The 20,220-nt window shown below is 39.6% G+C and carries 17 protein-coding genes and 1 other annotated feature; of the genes, 9 read left to right on the top strand and 8 right to left on the bottom strand.

The window, feature by feature from the left end; translation table 11 throughout:
- Positions 1 to 8: 8 nt before the first annotated feature.
- Positions 9 to 1,841: a S53 family peptidase gene (locus tag PL11_RS08270; RefSeq protein WP_035167686.1), complete on the bottom strand. Its 1,833-nt coding sequence runs from the start codon at positions 1,839 to 1,841 to the stop codon at positions 9 to 11.
- Positions 1,842 to 1,854: 13 nt separating this feature from the next.
- Positions 1,855 to 2,046 (bottom strand): hypothetical protein, encoded by a 192-nt coding sequence (locus PL11_RS10275; protein WP_152639012.1) that lies wholly within the window; start codon positions 2,044 to 2,046, stop codon positions 1,855 to 1,857.
- Between the two features lie 140 nt (positions 2,047 to 2,186).
- On the opposite strand from PL11_RS10275, the gene mscL reads away from it, so the two are divergent.
- The 3 genes from mscL to pgmB all read left to right on the top strand — a co-directional run bounded on the left by mscL (position 2,187) and on the right by pgmB (position 6,098).
- A complete protein-coding gene (gene mscL / locus PL11_RS08265) occupies positions 2,187 to 2,576 on the top strand; it encodes a large-conductance mechanosensitive channel protein MscL (protein WP_078256989.1) in 390 nt (129 codons plus the stop codon).
- Positions 2,577 to 2,696: 120 nt separating this feature from the next.
- A complete protein-coding gene (locus PL11_RS08260) occupies positions 2,697 to 5,411 on the top strand; it encodes a glycoside hydrolase family 65 protein (protein ID WP_035167399.1) in 2,715 nt (904 codons plus the stop codon).
- Positions 5,412 to 5,426: 15 nt separating this feature from the next.
- On the top strand, positions 5,427 to 6,098 hold the full coding sequence (gene pgmB / locus PL11_RS08255) for a beta-phosphoglucomutase (RefSeq protein WP_035167400.1): 672 nt from the start codon (positions 5,427 to 5,429) through the stop codon (positions 6,096 to 6,098).
- Positions 6,099 to 6,155: 57 nt separating this feature from the next.
- Here pgmB and PL11_RS08250 read toward each other — a convergent pair whose 3' ends face one another.
- A complete protein-coding gene (locus tag PL11_RS08250) occupies positions 6,156 to 6,926 on the bottom strand; it encodes a Cof-type HAD-IIB family hydrolase (RefSeq protein ID WP_035167401.1) in 771 nt (256 codons plus the stop codon).
- 151 nt (positions 6,927 to 7,077) lie between these two features.
- Between PL11_RS08250 and PL11_RS08245 the strand changes: the two genes are divergently transcribed.
- Entirely contained in the window at positions 7,078 to 7,734 is a 657-nt protein-coding gene (locus PL11_RS08245) for a deoxynucleoside kinase (RefSeq protein ID WP_035167402.1), read from the top strand.
- Positions 7,735 to 7,837: 103 nt separating this feature from the next.
- Here PL11_RS08245 and PL11_RS08240 read toward each other — a convergent pair whose 3' ends face one another.
- Both PL11_RS08240 and pepV read right to left on the bottom strand, forming a co-directional pair.
- A complete protein-coding gene (locus tag PL11_RS08240; protein ID WP_035167404.1) occupies positions 7,838 to 8,311 on the bottom strand; it encodes a universal stress protein in 474 nt (157 codons plus the stop codon).
- A 14-nt stretch (positions 8,312 to 8,325) separates the two neighbouring features.
- Positions 8,326 to 9,720, bottom strand: coding sequence for a dipeptidase PepV (gene pepV, locus PL11_RS08235; protein WP_035167406.1), 1,395 nt, complete (start codon positions 9,718 to 9,720; stop codon positions 8,326 to 8,328).
- Between the two features lie 107 nt (positions 9,721 to 9,827).
- On the opposite strand from pepV, the gene PL11_RS08230 reads away from it, so the two are divergent.
- A complete protein-coding gene (locus tag PL11_RS08230) occupies positions 9,828 to 10,655 on the top strand; it encodes an NAD(P)H-hydrate dehydratase (protein WP_035167408.1) in 828 nt (275 codons plus the stop codon).
- A gap of 36 nt (positions 10,656 to 10,691) precedes the next feature.
- Here PL11_RS08230 and PL11_RS08225 read toward each other — a convergent pair whose 3' ends face one another.
- Complete coding sequence (locus PL11_RS08225; protein ID WP_035167410.1) at positions 10,692 to 12,341, bottom strand: putative polysaccharide biosynthesis protein; 1,650 nt, start codon at positions 12,339 to 12,341, stop codon at positions 10,692 to 10,694.
- A 203-nt stretch (positions 12,342 to 12,544) separates the two neighbouring features.
- On the opposite strand from PL11_RS08225, the gene PL11_RS08220 reads away from it, so the two are divergent.
- Together PL11_RS08220 and PL11_RS08215 are read left to right on the top strand one after the other, a co-directional pair.
- Entirely contained in the window at positions 12,545 to 13,585 is a 1,041-nt protein-coding gene (locus PL11_RS08220; RefSeq protein ID WP_418287656.1) for an acyltransferase family protein, read from the top strand.
- A 1-nt stretch (position 13,586) separates the two neighbouring features.
- Positions 13,587 to 14,543: an alpha/beta hydrolase gene (locus PL11_RS08215; RefSeq protein ID WP_035167414.1), complete on the top strand. Its 957-nt coding sequence runs from the start codon at positions 13,587 to 13,589 to the stop codon at positions 14,541 to 14,543.
- 73 nt (positions 14,544 to 14,616) lie between these two features.
- Here the strand turns inward: PL11_RS08215 and leuS are convergent, their stop codons facing one another.
- Positions 14,617 to 17,037 (bottom strand): leucine--tRNA ligase, encoded by a 2,421-nt coding sequence (gene leuS, locus PL11_RS08210; protein WP_035167417.1) that lies wholly within the window; start codon positions 17,035 to 17,037, stop codon positions 14,617 to 14,619.
- A gap of 69 nt (positions 17,038 to 17,106) precedes the next feature.
- Positions 17,107 to 17,311, bottom strand: a binding site (T-box leader).
- A gap of 249 nt (positions 17,312 to 17,560) precedes the next feature.
- Here leuS and PL11_RS08205 point away from each other — a divergent pair.
- Positions 17,561 to 18,052: a phosphatase PAP2 family protein gene (locus PL11_RS08205; protein ID WP_152639011.1), complete on the top strand. Its 492-nt coding sequence runs from the start codon at positions 17,561 to 17,563 to the stop codon at positions 18,050 to 18,052.
- A 2-nt stretch (positions 18,053 to 18,054) separates the two neighbouring features.
- Positions 18,055 to 18,624, top strand: coding sequence for a tRNA 5-(aminomethyl)-2-thiouridylate-methyltransferase MnmM (gene mnmM / locus PL11_RS08200; protein WP_035167688.1), 570 nt, complete (start codon positions 18,055 to 18,057; stop codon positions 18,622 to 18,624).
- Positions 18,625 to 18,681: 57 nt separating this feature from the next.
- Here mnmM and PL11_RS08195 read toward each other — a convergent pair whose 3' ends face one another.
- The gene (locus PL11_RS08195; RefSeq protein ID WP_035167420.1) at positions 18,682 to 20,157 is read right to left on the bottom strand and encodes an MDR family MFS transporter; all 1,476 of its coding nucleotides are present in this window, start codon (positions 20,155 to 20,157) and stop codon (positions 18,682 to 18,684) included.
- Positions 20,158 to 20,220 lie beyond the last annotated feature (63 nt).

Raw genomic sequence — 20,220 nt, 5'->3', positions numbered from 1 at the left:
TACCTCCACTAATAGTTTGATTTTATTACATCAGCTAACCTACCAAAATTAACGGTTCCCAAACCTGTAGCTTGGTTGTACAACTTTCCCGGTTGGCCAGTGTAATAAAGATTATTATTGTTCTTTGCACTATCTAAAACTTTGAACGGCGAATTTGCTTTTTGCGCCACGCGGTAAAGAGTTGGGTTGATGAAGCCAAGCCTACCACCAACTTCATCTCCTGTTAAGACAAGACTGGCGGCCATTTGTGGAGCAACCAAACTCGTTCCACCAACCACATACCAAGAGCCATCAGATCCGTCTTTAGATCCGGATACATACATGCTGTAACCAGTTGCTGGATCAGCATTTGCTGACACGTCAGGTAAATTTCTACCATGACTCTTACCTGCTAACCGTTGGTCACCTATTCTCGTCACCTTGTTGTTAGCAAAAGACCACATTTTTATTGCAGAAAAAGTATTAACTCCACTTACACCTTGCTGGTACTTTGGCGTTCCATTGATTTTGCTAAACCCGCCACCTCCACCAGTAAAGTAGTTAGCAAGCTTTTCTGATTGAGAATAATACTGTTGATGACTGTAATTAGGATACAAAAAGTCGGTTCCCCACGCACGTTCAGCTTGAACAACAACTTTTTTATGGTTCACCAAGTACGAATTTGGTAGCGTAGTCCCGCCAACGGCTACTACGTATGGTGAACTAGCCGGTGAATCAACTGCTAGTCCTTGGCGGTTACCCTCAAGGATTCCATCGTAAGCCCCATTATCACCACTAGCAGTCGTTACAGTAATCCCCTGTGCTGCAGCTTGCTCAAATAACAAGTTCATCACTTGGTTAAATCTTTTAGGAGTAATCCCTAATTTAATTTCCTGGGCTAATTTAACTTCACTTTGACCCCAACTAATTGATAAAACATCAGCACGGTTTTCGGCCAGTGCGTTGGTAACTGATGTAATCATCCCTGTAACATCCGGCTGACTGATATAGCTACGAATATTGGCATCAGGTGCGATTGCTCCAGCTTGTTCAACGTCCATAGTGGTTTCTTCGGCATTAGCCCAATTGCCACTAGTACCCTTAGTTCGATTAACACTTAGACGATTTGCCTTAGCTTTAATTCCCATTTTATTCCAAAAATGATAGGCATCCGCATAATGGTAGTTTGCAAACGAAATGATACCAATTGTTTTGCTGCGACCAGAGTTACCTCCAGCGTACAACGAACGAATTCCGTAGCGATTAATAAACTTACTTGGAGTATGGCCGTCACTTGACTGGTCACTTTGTGCACGAGTTTCATAGGATGTCGGCTGAAGTTGAGTATGGCGGGCGTTGACCGCATAATACTTTGAAAGTCCAGAAACTGCCATTACCTCCCTGGAAAGTTTTTTTGAGATTCTGGGTGTTCCAACTACTTTACGATAACTGCTTCCATTCCAGGATGACTTAGTAAACCAAACGTGAAATGCATTTTCCAACTGGCGACGAGTTCCGGTTACCGAAATAACTAAATTCCCCCGATTTACCTTGGTTTTTAAGTGGTACTTTTTAAAGTAAGCCTTGACCAGTTTAATTGTCTTCGTTCGGGCGCCATACCGGTCAGCGAACTGTGATGAGCTTATGTACTTGTGATAATTCTTGGAGTTAGGGTTGCTTGTCGAATAGATAAACTTCGTCAATTCACTTTGATTGTGTGGCTTTAAAACTACACTAATAGTTTCGGTCGAGACTTTCTTTGCCGCCACTTTATCCGTATGCACAAAATTAATGATTCCCGAAAACACAATTCCCAAAATTAGTAAGTGAACCCAATTCAACTTTTTTACTCTAAATCTCATTTTTACTCCTTGATCAATCATCTTTTTTACTACGTTGGTACAACACAACTAGTGGTGTGAAAATTAACTGGTAGACAATTACGCCAATAACCGTAAACAAAATAAACTTTCCAGCGTTACCGCCAACCACTACCAGTAGCGCCACCAAGTATGCAATTAAAAACATTGTGACGATGATTGATGCTACCAAATATATGTTTCTCATGAATTATCCTGCCCATTATCTTAGTTAATTAATTCTATCACACGATTTTAGGAATTTTATACCCCCAAAAGTTGTCTAACCCTACGGCCAATATGTATAATGATAGTTAATAAAGGTTCGAAGGGAAGTGAATGTTAGTAATGTTTAAAGAATTTAAAGACTTTATCACACGGGGAAACGTTGTTGATATGGCTGTTGGTGTCATTATTGGTGGTGCTTTTACTGCCATTGTCACTTCGTTAAACAACAATTTGATCAATCCATTAATTGGAATCTTCGTTGGTAAACTTGATTTATCAAGCCTAACTTTCAAGGTTGGGGATGCAACATTCAAGTACGGGGCATTTATCAACTCGTTAATCAACTTTGTTATTGTGGCGTTTGTTGTATTCTTGTTAATCAAGCTGATCAACAAGTTAACAAAGAACAAACAAGACTCATCTGCTGGTCCTGACCAACAAGTTGTGCTGTTGTCAGAAATTAGAGACCTATTAAAAAAAGATAATCAAGACGATACCAAAATTAATTAATTAGCGCCGCTTTTTTGCGGTGCTTTTTTTATACGCTAATAAAAGGCGCTGTAAATTGAGTTTTAACAGGGTTTGAACTAAGATAAAAATGTAACAAACAATTTTTAAGGGGGAAAATAAATGAGAACATTCGCCATAAAAGCACGCGAAGGTGTGCTCGAAATCAACTACTCAGAGAATTCGAATCAGCCACCCTTCAGAAAATTCATCATTACATACAATCCAGAACTCTCCATTGGTGAGAACTTGGAAAGTATTAAATCCGCATTAACAGGGTTACCCATTGACGCAGGAATTATCGAGAATTCATTGAACTATGATTTTTCTGACACGATCATCGGAATCAACCATCAAAAAATTGATATCGGTTTAGCAATTACGAACATGCTTAACGTGCCAGTCGTAAACATGCAGACTGTAAACGAAATCGGCCTAGAAAAAGCCGTTAAGGATAAGTCAGAGTATCTTAAATGGCACCTTGATTATTACGGTGAATACAGCGGTAAGAGAAATTATGGTCAAGAAGCAATGTTGACAATCGGAAATGGTTACTTCGGGCTGCGGGGAGCATTCGTCGAATCCAATGCAGATCAAGACAATTATCCTGGAATGTACATCGCTGGCTTCTTTAACCAGTTAACAACTAAGATAAATGATCACGATGTCATCAATGAAGATTTAGTTAATCTACCTAATAGCCAATTCATTACATTTGGCGTTGACCAACAGGAACCCTTTAAAATCAAGCCTGAGGATATTCAGGATATCTACCGAAGCCTCGATTTGAAGACTGGGGTCCTTACGACTACACTTCACGTTCAACTGTCGACTGGTCACGTGCTTGAAATCCGTGCTCAAAAAGTTGCCAACATGACTAACTACCATCGCTTTGCAATAAAGTATGAAGTTAAACCAATCAACTTTTCTGGTAGCCTTCAAATATATACAAAGATTGACGGTAGTGTTCAAAACCGCAATGTTGAGCGATACAACGACTTCAATCAACAACACTTGGACATTGTCGGAATGTCAGCGCATGATGATCAAATTTCAATGCGTGGTCGCACGAAGACCTCAAAGGTTGAGTTTGTCATCAATTCTAAGCTGACAAGTATCGACTGCGACACAAAGAGCATCATTGATACTGCAACTGAAAACCAAGTTATTAGTCAAACATTAAATTTGGATGTTGATCCAAATAAAACTTATACATTTGAGAAAAACATCTCTGTCTTTACTAGTGAACAACCAGATGATGAATTAGACGTAAAGGCTCGTAAGGATCTGGATGCTTCATCTTTCGCCGACACTTTAAAGGACAGTCAGAAGTTCTACGATCACGTTTGGCACACTTCAGACATCCAAATTGAACACGATATCACCTCTCAACGGTTGACTCGGGTCAACATTTTTCACTTAATGGTATCAGGCTCAGCACTTGCAACTGGAGATTTGGATGCATCAACCGGTGCTCGTGGACTTCACGGTGAAGCTTATCGGGGACATATTTTTTGGGACGTCACCTTTGACTTGCCATTCTATGCACTTCATTTCCCAAAGATTGCCCGTCAATGCCTAATGTATCGATACAACCGCCTGAATCCTGCCAGAGATTACGCAAAGAGCGAGGACAAGGATGGAGCAATGTATCCTTGGCAATCAGGGATGTATGGTGATGAACAGTCACAGTTTGTTCATTTGAACCCAGTTAGCGGTAAGTGGGATCCAGATAATAGCCGCCTTCAACGTCACGTTTCAATTTCAGTAGCCTACGACGTAATCACTTACGTTCATATTTCCGGTGACTTGAAATTTATGAAGGACTATGGATTGGAGATGCTCCTTTCAATCACCAAATTCTGGATCAGTATGGCCAGTTATAACAAAACTGCCGACCGTTATGATATTAAAGAAGTCATGGGACCAGATGAATTTCATGAGGAGTACCCTAACTCTGATGAGCGTGGATTAACCAATAACGCATACACTAACATCATGGTTTCTTGGTTATTTGAAAAAGTTAACGATCTTATCAATAACCATGAAGACACCGTTAAACCAATCTTTGCCAAGGCAGACTTCTCTGATGCTGATCAAGCCAAAATGAATGATATTGCTCATAAACTTCGCCTAGACATCAGCGAAGAAGGAATTATCGGTCAATTTGAAGGATACTTCAAGCTTTCAAAACTAAACTTTGAGTCATACCGCAAGAAATACGGTGATATTTCTAGAATCGACCGTCTATTAAAGGGTGAAGGTAAATCTCCAGATGCATACCAAGTTGCTAAACAAGCAGATACCTTGATGGCTTACTACGAATTACCCGCAAGCGAAATCGAACGTGTAATCAACCAGCTTGGTTATCAATTACCAGACAATTACTTCACAAAGAATTTGCGATACTACCTTGATAGAACTACTCACGGTTCAACCCTTTCAAGAATCGTTTATTCAGTCCTTGACGAATTAGACGGTAACATGGATCAATCATGGCAACTATTCTCTACCGCCCTCTTCTCTGATTATTACGATATTCAAGGAGGAACCACGGCGGAAGGAATCCACTTGGGAGTTATGGGAGCTACCTTGCAAATTGAAACTCGTAACTATGGTGGTGTCTCAACCGATGGTGAAAACATTTCAATAAACCCTCACCTACCAAAGCTTTGGACAAAGTTGTCATTCAAACACCTCTTCCAAGGGGTCACATACACGTTTACCATTGATCACAATAATGTAGAAGTTAAGGCGGATGCAGATACTAATGTTTCAGTCAAAGGTAAAAACTATTCATTAACCAAGAATAAGGCTCAAAAAATTAATTACCGTTAATAGGAGAGATTTATAATGGCAAAATTTAGTGATATTAAAGGATTTGTATTTGATTTAGATGGTGTAATTACTGATACTTCCGTATTCCACAGTCAAGCATGGCATCAAGTTGCTGACAAAGTCGGTGCACCTTGGTCTAAGGAGCTGGAAGACGGCCTCAAGGGAATCAGTCGCATGGATTCCTTAGAAATGATTCTTAAGGCTGGTAACGTTAGTGACAAGTACACTGATGACGAAAAGGTCGACCTAGCTACCGAAAAGAACACTAACTACTTGAAATTAGTTGACCAAATGACACCAGATAACATTCTACCTGGCATCAAAGAATTTCTTGATGATTTAAAATCAAATGGCTACTTGATCTCATTGGCATCTGCTTCAAAGAACGCCCCCAAAGTGCTAAGTAAGTTACAATTAGCTGATTACTTCCCAGAGATTGTTGATCCAAAGAGTCTTTCAAAGGGTAAACCAGACCCTGAGATCTACTTAAAAGGCGCTGAACTAATCAACCTTAACCCAGAACAATGTATCGGTGTTGAGGATGCAGCTGCTGGAGTTGAATCAATCAACGCCGCCAACGAAACATCAATCGGAATTGGTGACCCACAAGTTTTAAGTGCAGCTGACGTGAAGTTTAATGATACTAGTGAAATGACACTAGCAAATATTAAGAACCAAATGGATTAAGAGTATTCAAAAAGCCACTAAGCGAAATCGCTTAGTGGCTTTTTGTTTTAAGCTTATTTATTTAATCAATCCATAGTGGCGTAAGCCCTTAACAATCCCGCCATCCATATTAGTGTCAGTAATATATTCAGCAGCTGCCTTAGCCTTTTCATGGCCGTTCCCCATTGAAACTGGGTGATCAACTTCAGCAAACATCTGAAGATCATTTAACTGATCACCAAACGCATACGACGGAACTCCTTGCAAACCAGCTTTTTCCATCAAAGTCTGAATCCCAGTTTGTTTGGAAACACCCCAGTTCATTGTATCCATACAACGTGGATTATTTCTAACTAATGATAGTTCGCCTTCAAATTTATCTTGATAGCGTTTGTCCTTATCATAATTGAAAACACACATGAAGTTGACATCATGTTTTAAGTACCACTTTGGATCTACCTGAGTTTCCAATCGTAGCAACTTATAATTCTCAACTGTTAAATCATTATCCGCTGTCAGTGCGAACTCACGGTCATTGTAGAACGCCACGACATCCCCCTGGCGTCTTGCAAATTCAAGTAAGTCTTCAATCACTTCTCTTGGAACTATTTCAGCATCTAGCTTCTTACCTTCATACTGAACAAAGCTCCCATTGGCACTAACGATTGAATCGATTTTGGTTGCGTTTAGCACGTAATCAATTTCAAAAATATTTCTACCAGTAGAAATAATTGGCAAAATATCATTACGCTTCAATTCTTGAATCGCATCAATGTTCTGTTGAGAGACATTTTTGTCATCATCAAACAACGTTCCATCCAAATCAAAAAATACTACACCTTTATACAATACAATCCCCTCCAATTTAGTAATCCAATACATTTATTGTACACTACTTCTATCAGTTTTTCCTAATTCTGAATTCAGCACAATTGGATATATTGTGGTCGGAAATTTATGGTACACTATATATTGTAATTATGAAAAAAGAGGGGCTAATATGGTGATAATCACAGCAGGAATGATTGGTGTCGGTAAGACGACACTTACGGGGAAAATTGCAGAGCATCTGGGTACTAAAGCATTTTTTGAACCAGTTGGTGACAACCCGGTTCTCCCACTTTACTATTCAGATCAGAAACAATACGGTTTTCTGTTGCAAATTTACTTCCTCAACAAGCGTTTCTCAATGATCAAACAAGCACTAAGCGATGACAACAACGTTCTTGATCGTTCCATCTATGAAGATGCTTTGTTTACAAAAGAGAATAACGCTGAAGGTAACATTACGGACACAGAACTGTCTGTTTACCTTACTCTGCTCGACAACATGATGAACGAGCTAAAGCAAATGCCCAAAAAAGCACCAGACCTACTAGTGTACGCAGATAGTGATTTTGATACTATCAAGTACAGAATCAAAAAACGTGGTCGGGACTATGAGCAATTTGACGACAATCCAGACCTTGAAAAGTATTATTTCAAGATGTGGACTGCGTACAAAAAATGGTTTGACGAATATGACGTCAGCCCAAAGATGAAAATTGACTTGCAAAAATACGATTTATCGATTCCTGGAAATATTGATATTGTATTGGGTCAAATTGATGAAAAACTGGCTGAGATTAGAAAGCCAGCAGAAGAACAAGCAATGTAAGCTCAAATTGCTTAAATATTTACACATAAAAACAGTCGTGCAATTTCTATTTAAGAAATAGCACGACTGTTTTATATTAACTTTGAAAATCAGTTAAATACTTTTATAATTTTTGATCGGTTCGGACCACAAAAACATCAACGGGTGAATGAGTAACAACGTAAGCAGCCGTTGATCCCATTGTCAATCGACTGACAATTCCGGCACCAGTTGCTCCTACAACTAAAGCGTCTGCATGGTAATCAGACAAGGCTGTGGAAGTCAATATTTCGCGAGGATCTCCATAATCAATTGCCCCTACAGCATTTAAGCCGCGGTCTTTTGCAATTTCAACATAGTTACTAACCATTGACTGAATTTGAACTTTAAGATTTTCAACGGCAGTTGGGTTGACTGCACCAAAACCAATCGATGCCCCTTTATTAACTCCAAGCACATCTCGATCATTGATCACTGCAATCACTGCCAAGCGGGCTTGATTATGTTCAGCAATAATCATGGCCTTTTTAAACGCCCTATCGGATGCTTTGGAACCATCAACTCCAACAACTACATTTGAATAATTAAAATCGAACATTTTCCACCCCGATTCTAGCCCTCTTGAGAAAGTTCGTAGATTGATTCACCATAAATAGCCATGGCTTTGATCAGGTCGCTAACGGGCTGAAATTCATTTGCTTGATGCATGGTATCTTCTGTCCCTGGGAAGAGTGCTCCAAAAGCAACTCCACGATCCATAAGGCGAGCATAAGTTCCACCACCAACAACTTCTGGTTCAACGTTAGTCTCACCGGTTTGCCGTTCGTAAACTCCTAGCAACGTCGAGACAATTGGGTCATCCTTGGCTACATAGTGCGGTACCATGTGTGAAAGTTCATCTACATCGTCAGCAACTTTTTTGAGATTATTCAAGATAATCTCATCTGAACTACCTTTAGGATATCTAAAATTAGTATTAATTAAACCACCATCGGTCTCACTAAACTTAAGAATACCGACATTCATGGTCAAGTCACCCATTACATCATCCGTATAGTTGGCTGCAATGTTGTGAGCTCGAGAATCATCATGCAAAGTCACCCCTGCTAGTTTCAAGAATTTTTCGGCATCCCCACTAAAACTAAACTGGCTTAGGAAGTTAGCCAAGTAGGTCCCGGCATTAATTCCGTTATTAGGCTCCATCGCGTGGGCCTGCTTACCTGTAACGTGGACGGAAACACCATCACCAATAGCTTTAACGTCACCCGCGACCGGATTCTTATCTAGGTAATCTGTGAACGCATCCACAAATTTTTGATTGTCATCCGTTTCAACCAGCGCTTCCGCTTTTCCTGGAACCATGTTAGTTCTCAAACCAGAATCGAAATTCTTCAAACGGAATTCTTCACCATTTTTGCTACCAAATTTGATTTCGTAAGTAGCGTTTCCCTTTTCACCGTTAATCAGTGGAAATTCAGCATCTGGTGAAAAACCAAATGTTGGTTGGGGTTCAACATCAAAGTAATGCTTCATCCCTGTCCAGTCACTTTCTTCATCAGTCCCGATAATCAAGCGAATCTTCAGCTTAGGGGTAACACCCTGGTCCTTTAACATCCAGAGACCGTAATAGGCTGCCAATCCGGGTCCCTTATCATCGGAGGTTCCCCGACCGTATGCCAAACCATCAATAATGGTCATTTCGAACGGCTCAGTTTTCCAACCGTCCCCAGCTGGCATAACGTCCGCGTGAGATTGGATGGCAAGTGTCTTATCACCCTCACCGTATTCGATATAGCCAACAGTGTTATCCAGTTTAACTGTTTTGAATCCATCCCTTTCACCAAATGACAAAAATTTCTCCATTGCCTTGGTTGGGCCTTCACCAAGTGGGTATTCATCTGTAGCGTTATCATCATCGCGGACACTAGCGATGCTAATCAATTCACTTAAGTCAGCTAAGTAATCTTCTTGATAGTTGTTTGCTAATGACTTCCAATCAATTGTCATGTTAAATCTCTCTTTCTATCATCTTTTATAATATTCTATCATATCATCATGGCATCGTTTAATCTATGTAACTGGTAAATGCTATACTTTACATAGGAGGCAAGCCTATGCAAAAAATTACAAATGATATTCTAAAGATAATAAAAAAAAGACCAGCAAATAGTTACAAGGGAACCTTTGGACGAATCGTTTTGATTGGTGGAAATCAGAACTTTGGTGGGGCAATTATGATGGCAACAATGGCTGCAGTTTATTCTGGAGCCGGATTGGTAACTGCAGTTACTGACAAGAGTAACCAAAGTAGTCTACATAGTCACACTCCAGAAGCAATGTTCCAAGACATTGATGATTTAGATGCCGTTATGAAACTTGTAAGCCAAGCAAACGTAGTCGTAATTGGACCTGGCTTAGGCACCGAGCCCCGCAGCGTTTCAGTTCTAAAGGAATTATTCAACCAAGTAAAAACTGGTCAAACTTTAGTGATTGATGGTTCAGCGTTAACCATTGTGGCTGAACAAAAATTATCACTTCCAACCAATTCGACTAACGTGTTGACCCCTCACCAAATGGAATGGCAACGGGTTTCTGGCATAGAGATCAAGAATCAGTCCCCAGAGTTGAACCAAGCTGCTGCTGAACGGCTTAACGTAATCGCAGTCGTTAAATCAAGTCGCACAGAGGTTTGTAGCCCTCACCAGGAAGTTGCTGAAAACACAGTAGGCACTCCCGCCCAAGCCACAGGTGGTATGGGTGACACCCTCGCTGGATTAGTCGGTGGTTTTATTTGTCAGTTTGGTAATCAGGCTGATGTTGTTAAAGCGGCAGTGTACACACACAGTGCCATTGCCGAACAACTAGCTAAAACACAGTACGTAGTGCTGCCACACCAAATTTCTCAAGCAATTCCAGAGTTTATGAAAAAAAATGAGCATTAATAAAAGGCCATGATGCACTGCATCATGGCCTTTTGACTACCTTATTCTTAATTTAGCTCTCAAACTATCGCTACGTGCCCCAAGAATCACATCCGCAGTTCGGGTTTTCAATGTAATATACAAGTAAATGAATCCACCGACTACTGCTGAAATAACGGCCACAATTGCACTTGCAATCGTGCCATAAGGATTGGCAAAAATTGAAATCAACATATTGCCAATATACACCATGATTACAGCAACCACATACATCAAGAGCGAGCCGACACCTACGTGTACAAAAGTAGCGTTAAGTGCTTTAGTATCATACCCAAAGTGACCTTTTAAGTATCTTAAAATGAGATAGTTAGCAACCAATAATCCAATCGCAGTTGAAATTAGCGGTCCAAAAACACCTAAGAAGTGAATCAGAGGCCACTGAACAATTAATTTAACAGCAGTTCCAATGAAGAAGTACTTAACTGCTCGTTTGTTCTCTGACAGTCCCTGCATTACAGCAGACGTGACAACAAACAAGCCCATTAAAATAGAAACGATTGATGAGACCGTTAAAACATTGGCTGCTAAAGATCGATACTGAGCTCCGTAAAAAGCACGGTTAAGCGGCCCCGCAATCGCAGCCATTCCTAAAGCAGCAGGAATCATTGTGAACATAAACATTGATAACACATTTGTATTCTGAGATTTGATTTGAGTTTTATTCCCATTGGTTAGTGCCTCTGACAAAAGTGGTACTGCAGTCACTGCCAATGCTGAAGCCAAAGAGATTGAAATCATTATCAGTTTGTTTGAGTTGGCCGCAAACATTGCGAACAAATCGCTGATCTCTGTTTCAGAAAAGCCAGAAATATTTCTCATAATTGGGAAAAAAGTATACTGATCAATCAACTGAAAAATTGTAATTCCGGCACCCAAGATGATAAACGGAACGGATTGAGCAATTATCTCTTGATATAATTGCTTGGGCTCAACCCGAATTTGATTATTACTGTTAGCAACCAAACCTCTGAAATGGGCGCGGCGTTTAAAGTAATAAAAGCCTAGAGTTAATGTTCCAAATGCCGCTCCAATAAACGCAGCAAATGTTGATTGTGAAACAGCAGTTACCCAGTTACCGTGAAGAACTTCCATAATTATGTAGGCAGTTGCCAACATATAAATAACTCTTGCTAATTGTTCAACAAATTGAGAAATTGCTGATGGTGCCATCTCTTGATACCCCTGGAAATATCCACGGGTCAAACTCATGGTTGGAATAATCAACACCGCCCAAGCAAGGGAGTGCAAAACGGGAATTACGTTAGCGTTGCCCCCATCCAACAACGGCGCTCCAAAATACAGAATTGAGGCGGAAATTATCCCTAACGCAGCTGATAAAACCAATCCGCGTTTATAAATTCTAATCCCAACCCCGTACTCATTCATGGCATTATAATGGGAAACTTGTTTAGCAATTGCAGAAGGGATACCCGCAATCGCTACAATCAGGACAAAACTGTAAATATTATATCCAAACCCATAAAGTGCATTTCCACGGTAGAAATAATCGCCAAACCATTGGCGCCAAGGAATAATATAAATTGCTCCTAAAATTCTAGAGAAAATACTTCCTGCAGTCATCCATGCAGAACCGGATAGCATTTTATCCCTAGAGGCATCCCCTTGCGAATTATCAATCTCATTCATCACAACGTCCCACTTTCATCGATATAGTACACTCGTACTATTTTATCAAGAATCAAATTAATATCAATCTTTCATTTTAAGGTCTTTACAAAACTTTATCAAAAAAAGTTTAATCTGACTGTAAAGAAAAAGTATTGTATTAAAATTAATAAATGCACTAGAATGTTATTATTGGTTATTTTAGCAATATAAAAAATCTTGGGGTGAATAAATTGAGTAAAAAACGGATCGAATGGGTGGACGTGGCCAAAGCAATCGGAATTATGGCGGTTGTCCTAGGACACTCCCTTACTGTTCATGGTACGTTATATCATTTTCTATACTGGTGGCATATGCCAATCTTCTTCATAATGGGTGGTTTCTTCTTAAGGCCCGTTAAACCTGGCCAGTGGCTGACATTTTTCAAGAAACGGGTATTCCCACTGCTTATTTCCTACTTCTTCTGTGGAACGATTTTGGTAATTGCCTCTCATTTCTTCAGAAACGAAAGTTGGAAATATACGATGTTTTACTTTGTCCGTCTTGTATATGGTGGGCGAGTATTAAATCATTACACTAGTGTTTTTTGGTACATTAACGTATACCTACTTGCTTTGGTATTCGTTACTTTCCTAATTACATACATTAAAAACCGGGAATATTTGATTATTGCTGGTTTTATTTCCTTAATTATCGGAACAAGCTATAAGCACATTCATTTCTTAAACTGGAAATACACACCATGGGACTTTGATGTTGCTCTCATCGTGGCATTCTTTGTTATATTCGGTTATTTATACTTTAAAAATATTCAAAAAATCGTTAAAGATCTTTGGATAATCATTCCATCTGCAATGATTACGTGCTGGTTGATTTTCATGCAACACGCTGATAAATTCAACTTTGGCTTCTTCTTGAAATCACGTTTAATTCACGCTTCATACCATCACATTCCCCTCTCACGGGTATCTTATATAACAATTATTCCAATCATGGTAAGCATCGTGGTTTTCAGTTTTTGTTATTTCCTATCAGAATACACACCACATTTCTTGGTACATTTTCTTCAGGTAATCGGTCAACAAACCTTAGGAATCATGTACCTACACAAGGCTTTCTTAGATATTTTAGGTCAGATTGGGATTCAATCTCCATACGTACAAACTTTTTTTGCCCTTGTAATTTCCTTTATTCTTTCATATATTTATATGTATTTCCTAAATCGGATTAGATTATCCAAAATGAACAAGGTGGCTAGAGAATAGTATGTTTGCAAAGTTGCGCTCATTTAAATATCAAGCGCTATATTTCCCAATCGGAATCATAATTATTCTCATATTGGGATTCTCTTTTTGGCAATCTCGCCCACAGGAACTCAAACGGCCCGATTCAAGGTTCGTCGACAGCAATACCCCAACGATGTTTATTCACGGCTGGTCAAGTAGCCTACTTGCTGAAAGGGATATGGTTACATCCGCCGAAGTCCGGGGGATTGCCAAGAAGCGAATGATTGTTAATGTTAAATCTAACGGTAAAATTGTTATTCAAGGAACCATCAAAAAGTGGATGCGCAATCCCATTATCATGGTTCAATTTAATAATAACCGGGCTGGCGAAGTTCAATACGCACACTGGATCACAAAGGTGTGCAAATTACTAAAGTCCAAGTACCACGTTAACAAATTGAATTTTGTTGGCCACTCTATGGGAGCATATGCGACGGTTTACTACAACCTTATGAATGGTAACCGTAAGGATTTGCCAACTAGTGAGAAGCTTTGTTTAATTGCTGGTCCATATGATGGCATCATTAACAATCAAAAAGCTAATCAACCAACTTCTGGGCCACTAAGTCAGCTTTGGGATGATGTCCCAAATAAAAATAAAATCTTAGCTGATGGAAAACCCGAGATCATTCATCCGGAGTTTAAGTTGCTATACCGTCTGCGAAATAATTTTCCTCACCAAACTAGAGTACTTAACATATACGGGAACTTAGGTGATGGTTCAAATTCAGATGGCGTTGTCACCAACGCGTCTGCCCTGTCACTAGGGTATTTATTGCGTGATCACGTTAACTTTTACCAAACATATGAAGTGTTTGGAGCTAAAGCTCAACACTCTGCCCTACACAATAACAATCTTGCTGTAAACAAACAGCTGACAGAATTTATTTGGTCTAAAAACTATCAACCAAATACAGCAAATGATTTGCAACAATAAAATACCCAAACAAAAAATGGAGATTAGATATTCTTGATTAATATCTAATCTCCATTTTTATTTATCCGATAATTTATTTAGCTACAATGTTAACAATCTTGTTAGGAACTACGATTACCTTGCGAATTGTTGCATCGCCAGTAAATTCCTTAACCTTTTCATCATTTAATGCAGTCTCTTTGACCTTATCTTGATCTTCATCACGTGCTACTTTTATGTGGGCACGAACTTTACCATTAACTTGAACCACCATCTCAACAGTGTTTTCAACTAACTGGCTTTCATCATAAGTTGGCCAGTCTTCATAAGCAATGGTATCGTCATGTCCCATCAAGCTCCATAATTCTTCAGAAATATGGGGAGCAACAGGAGCAAGTAATTTCACAAATCCTTCTAAGTACTCAATTGGCAAAGCGTCAGCCTTGTAAGCATCATTAACAAATACCATCATTTGAGAAATTCCGACATTGAATCTCATGTTTTCAAAGTCATCGCTAACAATTTTCACTGTTTGGTTGTATATCTTAGTCAATGTGCCGTCATTAAATGTAGTAACTCTATCACGAAGATGGTTATTATCATCTATCATCAAGCGCCAAACCCTGTCCAACCAGTGGTGTGCCCCGTGAATTCCCTCAGTACTCCAAGGCTTTGAAGCATCCAAAGGTCCCATGAACATTTCATATAATCTCAAGGTGTCAGCACCATACTGGTCAACAATTTCGTCAGGATTAATAACGTTACCTTTTGATTTAGACATCTTTTCGTGGTTGGTTCCAAGAATCATTCCCTGGTTGACCAACTTCTGGAATGGTTCTTTTGTTGGTACAACACCAATATCATAAAGGAATTTATGCCAGAATCTTGCATAAAGCAAGTGCAATACGGCATGTTCAGCCCCACCAACGTAAAGATCTACGGGTGACCAATATTTAAGTTTGTCATAATCTGCTAATGCGTCATTATTGTGTGGATCAACATAGCGCAAGAAGTACCATGAGCTACCTGCCCATTGTGGCATTGTATTAGTTTCACGTTTACCCTTACGGCCGTTCTCATCGACAACGTTTACCCAGTCATCAAGGTTGGCTAGTGGGCTCTCTCCGCTACCTGAAGGTTCAATGTTCTTAGCCTTAGGTAATCTAAGTGGGAGTTCGTTTTCAGGGACCAATGTGGTTTCGCCATCTTCCCAGTGAATAACTGGAATTGGTTCACCCCAGTAACGTTGACGTGAGAAAATCCAGTCACGAAGTCTGTAGTTAACCTTTTCGCTACCAACACCCTTATCACTTAACCAATCAATTGCTGCACTAATTGCATCTTCCTTATTCATTCCGTTTAAGAAATCAGAATTAATGTGCTTACCGTCTCCAGTGAAGGCCTCTTCATCAACGTTGCCACCTTCGATAACCGGTACAATTGGTAAGTCAAACTTCTTAGCAAATTCATAATCACGATCATCATGGGCTGGAACGGCCATGATGGCACCAGTTCCGTATGAAGCAAGAACATAATCACCAATCCAGATTGGAACTTTTTTACCGTTGATTGGGTTAATACCATAAGCTCCGGTAAATACCCCACTCTTATCCTTGTTCAAATCAGTCCGTTCAAGATCAGACTTCCGTGACACTTTGTCTTGGTATGCTTCAACGACTGAACGCTGTTCATCAGTCACAATTTTTGAAACCAAGTCATGTTCGGGTGACAGCACCATATAAGTTGCACCAAATAAAGTATCCGGTCTAGTAGTGAAGACTTCAATCTTTTCATCTGGATGACCATCAACTCCGAAGAACACACTGGCACCTTTCGAGCGACCAATCCAATTTCTTTGTTGTTCCTTGATACTTTCAGGCCAGTCAAGATCGTCTAAATCATCAATCAAACGATCAGCATATGCGGTGATTTTTAAGACCCATTGACGCATTGGTACACGGTAAACTGGGTAACCACCACGTTCAGTTTTACCATCAATAACTTCTTCGTTTGAGACCACCGTCCCGCCCATGAAGTCAGGTGCCCAGTTTACTTCGATTTCATCTTCGTAGGCCAAGCCCTTTTTATACAATTGTTCAAAAATCCACTGAGTCCATTTGTAGTAATCTGGATCAGTTGTGTTAACTTCGCGGTCCCAATCATATGAAAAGCCAAGCGATTTAATCTGACGTTTAAAGTTCTTAACGTTCTTTGCAGTAAAATCGCGTGGGTTATGTCCAGTCTTTAAAGCATATTGCTCAGCAGGTAGTCCAAACGCATCCCAGCCCATTGGGTGAAGTACATTTTTACCCTGCATTCTTTTCATTCTGGCCATGATATCAGTTGCGGTATATCCTTCAGGATGACCAACGTGAAGCCCTTGTCCTGATGGGTAAGGAAACATGTCTAGTACGTAGTACTTTTCCTTATCCATTGAATCAGACGCCTTAAACGTCTTATTTTCATTCCAGTAATGTTGCCATTTACGCTCGATCACATCGTGATTATATGCCATACATCTCATCCTCTCGATTTCTGCAATTTTTAACTAAAAAAGCCCCATAACAAACCAATTCTTGGCTTATCATAGGGCGAGTTATCGCGGTACCACCTATATTCTCTTCAATTCGAAGAGCACTCAAACGCCTTAACGTGGCTACCGGGTTAGTTTACTTTTGTTCAATTAACCATTCAGCGATGAGTTCACCACCTAACCTTCCAAGTTCACATTTACCACTTGGTTTCTGTAAAAGGTTTAGATGATTACTAATTCGCCTCGTCATTTTAAAAAATTAAAATTGCTGACATTAATGCTATCAAATCATTTAGAAAAAAGCAACATCACAATGATATACTTATCAATGTAAATAAACTACGCATAAGAAGGAACCCCCGTGAACAAATCAATTTCTAAGCGCCAATCAAATACAATTATTTTCGCAGCAATTATTTTCATTGTGCTTACTTTACTAGTTGTCATCCATTCAAAAACTTTTCAAACGATAGACGATCAAATTCAATCGTGCCTACGACTACCCATGTCGCCAAAATTAACTCACGTTCTGTTAACCATCACAAATTTAATGGGCGTTTCCGATTCGATGATTATCTCAATCATCCTAGTGTTGTTACTTGCAGTGACCAAACATTTTAATTCAGCAGCCTTCTTAATGGTTAACGGACTGCTTTTATCATACCCGATCAACGTCGGCATCAAGTTTCTAGTTAATCGACCAAGGCCAAGCTTGCCACACCTGGCAGTTGTGAACTCCTCTAGTTTTCCGAGTGGTCATTCGATGGTAAGTATCATGGTTGGCGGATCTTTAATCTTTGTTTTGAATAAAATAATTAGTCACCAGACAACAAAGTTTATCGTTGACTGCTTAATTTGCGGTTTTATTCTGCTAATTGGATATTCAAGAATCTATTTAGGGGTTCATTACCCCAGCGACGTTTTAGCTGGTTTTTGCTTAGGGCTCTTAATCATTAATATTACGAATGTTTTCTTTAAAAGGTGGAATCTATTATGAACATTTTACAATCTGCACTTTCATTCAGCCATACGTTGCTCTCTAACGCAGTGAAACCTGGTGACCGGGTAATTGATGCAACAATGGGAAATGGACACGATACGCTGTTTTTAGCACAATTGGTAGGTGATTCTGGTCACGTAGATGCGTTTGATATTCAAAAGCAAGCACTCACTTCAACAAACGGCTTGTTAGAAAAAAATCAGATTGCAAAGAACACCTACACTCTTCATCAGGCTAGCCATGATACGATTGCTAAAACTGTTCCTGCCTCAGAGCCAATCAGCGCAGCAATTTTTAACTTAGGCTATTTGCCAGGCGGAGACAAAACCGTTATCACCCACAAAGATTCATCCCTAAACGCAATCAAACAATGTTTAGATTTACTATTTCCACACGGATTGGTCATCGTGGTATTGTACTACGGGCACGAAGGTGGCGTTGAAGAAAAAAATGCAATTCTACAATTTGCGAGCCAACTTGACCAACACCAATTTAACGTAATGACGTATCAGTTCATTAATCAAGTACAGGCGCCACCAATTTGTTTAGCATTTGAAAAGCGAAAATAAAAAAGCCGGTTCAAAACTCAATCCACGTTGGAAGAGAATTGAGTTTTGAACCGTCTTTTATTTTTTTGATTTTTTGCTGCGGTCATAAGAATTTGCAGCATATGCAAGGACAATTAAAATAAGTCCCAAAATAAATACGTTGTGTAATGATGAATACAATATTTGTCGCAATTCTGGCAACATTTTCACCGGTAATTCGCTGACAGTTTGTGGATTGATCAGCTTATCCATCATATTAAGCGTAATTCCGTTACTAGAAGCCACCTTGCCCATCATTGTCATATTCATAACAATTCCAAACGCTGACATCATCAAGGACTGACCAAGAGTTCTCGCCAATGTATTAAATGAAGTTGCCACCCCAATTTGATTGTGATCAACGGTGTTTTGCACACTAATTGTAGATGTCGTTATTGTAATTCCAAATCCGACCCCACAAATTGCGGAAATCAATAGGAATGCAACGAATGGTGTTTCTGCTGGAATTAAAATCATAATGACCGCCCCAACTAATACGAATGCTAAACTGGCATTGATAATTGCTTTTGGAGTCATTTTAGCCATCATTTTTCCAGCAATAAACGAACCAACAATCCACATCAGAGAACTTGGGGTAACCGCAAATCCAGCCATCGATGCTCTAAGTCCTAAAATTCCTTGTGTCCAATCTGGCAAATAAACCTCGTAACCAATTAAAAATCCACTTACCAATGCTGCCACTAAGTTTTGTGCAACAAACGTTCGATTTTTAAAAAGCGATAGAGGTATCAATGGGTTTTCAACTACCGTTTCTGTTCGAATAAACATCACCCCAGAAAATACTGCGACAACTAGACAGCCACCAATCTCAAACCAGTTAACTGGTGTTTGGCCTAAAATTTGAAAGGCATACATAATTGCCAATAACGTGACTGTAAGAAACGTCATTCCCCGTACATCGATTTTTGACTTAGTAGTAACTTTATCTTCGTCTAGATAAATAAAAATCATTCCCATTACAATCAAACCAATTGGCAAATTGATGAAGAAGATCCAGTGCCAACTTAAGTTATCGACAATAAACCCACCTAGTAACGGGGCAATAATTGAGGCGATTCCCCAAGCAGAACTATTTAGGCCTAACACCTGTGCCCGCTTTTCCAACGGATAAACATCAGCAATAATCGTATTGGAAACTGGCATAATTGAGCCTGCTCCAATTCCCTGAACTGCCCGCCAAAAAATCAGCACAATCATAGAATGGGAAAGTCCAGACATCACCGACCCAATTATAAATATCAACAAGCCAAGTAAAAACATTGGCTTTCTACCAATTTGATCGGCTAGCTTGCCATAAATTGGGGTTGAGATGGCATTAGTAAGTAAAAAGATTGAAAACACCCAGTTCATCAAGGACACACCATGAAGGTCACCGACAATGGTTGGCATGGCAGTTGAGACGATCGTTCCTTCTATGGCACTCATAAACGTGGCAACGAACAATGCTACCGTAACTACCGGAATGTTCGTTTTGTTGTTGGTTTGCTGGGACATGTAAATTCTCCTTATTTTGGTTTCAAATGAAAAAGCGCCCCTGAATTGTCATTCAAGGGCGTT

This window comes from Lentilactobacillus curieae (assembly GCF_000785105.2).
GTDB lineage: Bacteria > Bacillota > Bacilli > Lactobacillales > Lactobacillaceae > Lentilactobacillus > Lentilactobacillus curieae.
The sequence above is the reverse complement of the archived record's forward strand: the minus strand, read 5'-3'. Positions and strand labels throughout refer to the sequence as shown.